This window comes from Escherichia sp. WS1450 (genome assembly GCF_046487395.1).
Classification (GTDB): Bacteria; Pseudomonadota; Gammaproteobacteria; order Enterobacterales; family Enterobacteriaceae; genus Escherichia; species Escherichia coli.
Genome location: NZ_JBJQJO010000078.1, coordinates 1 through 3614, shown reverse-complemented (window position 1 = coordinate 3614; position 3614 = coordinate 1). Strand labels below are relative to the sequence as shown.

Genomic DNA, 3614 nt, shown 5'->3' with positions numbered 1-3614 from the left:
TTACAATAGCGTCAGGCCTCACCATTATAACGGAGGGCTGACGCCGGAAGAGTCAGAGAACAGATACCATTTTTACTGTAAAACCGTGGCCAGTATTACTTGACCACTACAAAGGCCGCGGCTTTATCGGGAAGGCCGGGGTATATGGTTTTCTGGGAACCCTGATGTATGAGCCGGTTAAAGATACTCTGGAAAGTGTTGTTCCTGAAGATACGGTTAACTGGCTGGATAATAAAGGGCTGTTTCTGGCTTCAGACTGGACGCCTTTTTTTGATCGTAAAGAGTACGAGCAGTATCAGGCCAGCCTGAGTCAGTACAAACCCAATGTTCCGCTGTTGAATCCATCCTCTTCCATGACACAGCACAGCGAGCTGAAAGTCACGTTCGAGAATGCTCCGCCAGGTATGAAGATAATTGATGTACCGGGCAAAGCCGATCCCCTGATGAAAATCACGCACGATGTGGGGTATTCCCCTTTTCGTTTTCCACGATAACGCAGTCCTTTTTGAGGTCAGTCTATGGATTTATCCTCATTTCCCACCCGACCTTCATTACTTTCGTCGTCTTCAGGCTGGCGTGACAGACTTCAGGACGCGTCATTTCGCGGCGTGCCGTTTAAGGTTGAAGAAGAAAGTGCGGGAACCGGTCGCCGTGTGGAAACGCACGAATACCCGAACCGCGACAAACCCTATACCGAAGACCTGGGGAAAATCACTTTCCGCCCGTCCATCACGGCTTATGTGGTGGGAGATGACTGCTTTGACCAGCGCGATCGCCTGATTGAAGCGCTGAATAAACCCGGTCCCGGCACGCTTGTCCATCCGACATACGGTGAGCTGAAAGTCTGTGTTGACGGGGAAGTTCGGGTCAGCACATCGAAGAGTGAAGGGCGTATTGTCCGCTTTGACCTGAAGTTTGTCGAAGCGGGAGAACTCTCTTACCCCACTTCAGGTGCGGCGACGGCGCAGACGCTGATGTCATCCTGTTCTGCACTGGATGACTGCATCAGTGACAGCTTCAGCGGTTTCAGTATCGATGGTGTGGCGGATTTCGTGCAGAACGACGTTATCGGTAATGCCAGCATAATGCTGGGGTATGTTTCTGATGCGATGAAAGTGGTGGATTCTGCCGTATCGGATGCCGCCAGGCTGTTGCAGGGGGATATCTCGGTACTTCTGCCGCCGCCATCGTCAGGCAAAAATTTCGTTGAGCAGGTGCAGAAAATGTGGCGTACCGGGAAACGCCTTTATGGTAACGCCAGCGACCTGGTCACCATGATCAAAACGCTTTCCGGTGTCAGCCTCGGCAGCGATCTGCAACCGCGCGGCGTCTGGAAAACGGATAGTAAAACCACCGCCACGGCGACGCAGCAGCGTAACGTGGTTGCCAGCACTCTTCGTACGACCGCAATCAGCGAAGCGGCGTATGCCGTTACCCGATTGCCTGCGCCAACAACTTTCGCGGTGATGCAGAATTCCGCAGTGGGGCAGACAACAACACCTGCGCAGAGCAGTGGCTGGCCTTCCGTCACGCATTCGGCACTGAACAATGCACCGGCGGTGAAAAACACGGTTGACCTGCCGACGTGGGAAGAACTGACTGACATTCGCGACACACTGAATACGGCAATTGATAAGGAGTTGTCCCGTACAACCAGCGATGCGCTGTTTCTGGCGCTGCGCCGGGTGAAAGCAGATCTGAATGCGGATATCAACACGCGCCTTGAACAGTCTGCACGGATCATTCAGCGCACACCGGATGAGGTTTTACCCGCGCTGGTGCTGGCGGCGACCTGGTTTGATAACGCGGCGCGTGACGCGGACATTATCCGGCGTAATGCCATTACGCATCCCGGCTTTGTGCCGGTGATCCCTCTGAAGGTGCCAGTGCAATGAACGACAATGTCACGCTACGGGTAAATGGCCGGGAGTGGAATGGCTGGACATCGGTGCGCATCGGTGCCGGTATTGAACGGCTGGCGCGGGATTTCAGTGTGGAGATCACCCGCCAGTGGCCGGGAGATGAGGGTATCACCACGCTTCAGCCGCGCATTAAAAATGGTTCAAAAGTGGAAGTGCTGATTGGTGATGAGCTGGTGATCACCGGCTGGGTGGAGGCGACCCCCGTTCGTTACGATGCCCGTTCGGTCAGCACCGGTATTGCCGGACGTAGTCTGACTGCTGACCTGATTGACTGTGCAGCCGAACCGACACAGTTTAACGGACGATCGCTGGTACAGATTGCGCAGGCGCTTGCTGCGCCTTTCGGCATTGAGGTGGTGAACAGCGATGCGCCGTCGGGTGTTATTCCGGATGTCCAGCCTGATCACGGTGAAACGGTGATTGAGGTGATCAACAAAATACTCGGTCAGCAGCAGGCGCTGGCTTATGACGACCCGCACGGCAGGCTGGTGATTGGTGGTATTGGCTCAACGCGGGCACATACCGCGCTGGTACTTGGGGAAAACATCCTTTCCTGTGATACGGAGAAGAGTATCCGGGAGCGGTTTTCTGTTTACCAGGTGGCGGGGCAGCGTGCCGGAAACGACGATGATTTCGGTGAGGCCACCACCACCGCGCTGCGGGCCCGCACAGAGGACGCATTTATTGCCCGTTACCGTCCGATGTATATCAGGCAGACAGGGCAGGCTACGGGGGCAGGCTGTATTGCCCGTGCGGACTTTGAAGCCCGGCAACGGGCGGCGCGGACGGATGAAACCACCTATGTGGTGCAGGGTTGGCGACAGGGTAACGGTACGCTGTGGCAGCCCAACCAGCGGGTGATTGTCTTTGATCCGGTCTGTGGTTTCGACAATACCGAACTGCTTGTTTCGGAAGTCACGTTTACTCAGGACCAGAACGGCACCCTGACGGAAATCCGTGTCGGCCCACCTGATGCTTATCTGCCTGAACCCGAAGCCCCCAGCGCGCGGAAAAAGAAAAAAGCCAGAGTACAGGAGGACCCGTTCTGATGAGGACGATTGAAGCCATGCAGCGACAACTCCTCGGCCTGATTGGGCGAGCCGTGGTGAAAAGCATCAGTGCCGCCACGAAATGTCAGACCGTGGATGTGTCCCTGATTGCCGGTGAACCCAAAGCAGGGGTTGAACATCTTGAACCCTACGGTTTTACCTCAAGGGCAAACAGCGGTGCGGAAGCGGTGGTGTTGTTTCCGGATGGCGACCGTTCTCATGCGGTGGTTGTTACGGTGTCGGACCGGCGCTACCGCCTGAAAGGGCTGCAGACGGGTGAGGTGGCTGTCTATGACGATCAGGGGCAGTCCGTGACGCTGACCCGGGAGGGGATCGTGGTGGACGGTGCAGGTAAAACGATCACGTTTCGCAATTCACCTAAAGCACGTTTTGAAATGGACCTGGAAGTGACAGGACAGGTGAAAGACCTGTGCGACTCCGGCGGCACCACCATGTCAGCGATGCGGCTTGCATATAACGGGCATCGTCACAGAGAGAACGGTCAGGGCAGTAACACCGACAAACCTGATAAAGCGATGGAGGCATGATGGAACTGTGGCTGACGGTGAACGGTAAACGCACCTGCGCCAGCGCACCGCTGGATCCGCTGACCCGCGCCGTGGTGATTTCCCTGTTTACCTGG

At 55.9% G+C, this 3614-nt stretch carries 3 protein-coding genes and 2 pseudogenes; all 5 read left to right on the top strand.

Annotation, left to right across the window (positions count from 1 at the left end):
* Positions 1–110: 110 nt before the first annotated feature.
* Positions 111–494 (top strand): annotated as a pseudogene (locus tag ACJHYR_RS27150) (phage tail tape measure protein); the annotation flags it as partial.
* Between the two features lie 24 nt (positions 495–518).
* Positions 519–1895: a DNA circularization protein gene (locus ACJHYR_RS27145; protein WP_072837603.1), complete on the top strand. Its 1377-nt coding sequence runs from the start codon at positions 519–521 to the stop codon at positions 1893–1895.
* On the top strand, positions 1892–2971 hold the full coding sequence (locus ACJHYR_RS27140; RefSeq protein ID WP_001544767.1) for a phage baseplate assembly protein: 1080 nt from the start codon (positions 1892–1894) through the stop codon (positions 2969–2971). Before ACJHYR_RS27145 ends, ACJHYR_RS27140 begins: the two co-directional genes overlap by 4 nt.
* A complete protein-coding gene (locus ACJHYR_RS27135; protein ID WP_001544766.1) occupies positions 2971–3519 on the top strand; it encodes a phage baseplate assembly protein V in 549 nt (182 codons plus the stop codon). The genes ACJHYR_RS27140 and ACJHYR_RS27135 overlap by 1 nt, the downstream gene beginning before the upstream one ends.
* Positions 3519–3614 (top strand): annotated as a pseudogene (locus tag ACJHYR_RS27130) (phage tail protein); the annotation flags it as partial. The gene ACJHYR_RS27135 and the pseudogene ACJHYR_RS27130, both read left to right, overlap by 1 nt.

What these genes read in the sequence shown, in the direction of transcription:
- ACJHYR_RS27145 (WP_072837603.1), top strand. Translation starts at nt 519, where the DNA reads ATGGATTTATCCTCATTTCCCACCCGACCTTCATTACTTTCGTCGTCT.
- ACJHYR_RS27140 (WP_001544767.1), top strand. Translation starts at nt 1,892, where the DNA reads ATGAACGACAATGTCACGCTACGGGTAAATGGCCGGGAGTGGAATGGC.
- ACJHYR_RS27135 (WP_001544766.1), top strand. Translation starts at nt 2,971, where the DNA reads ATGAGGACGATTGAAGCCATGCAGCGACAACTCCTCGGCCTGATTGGG.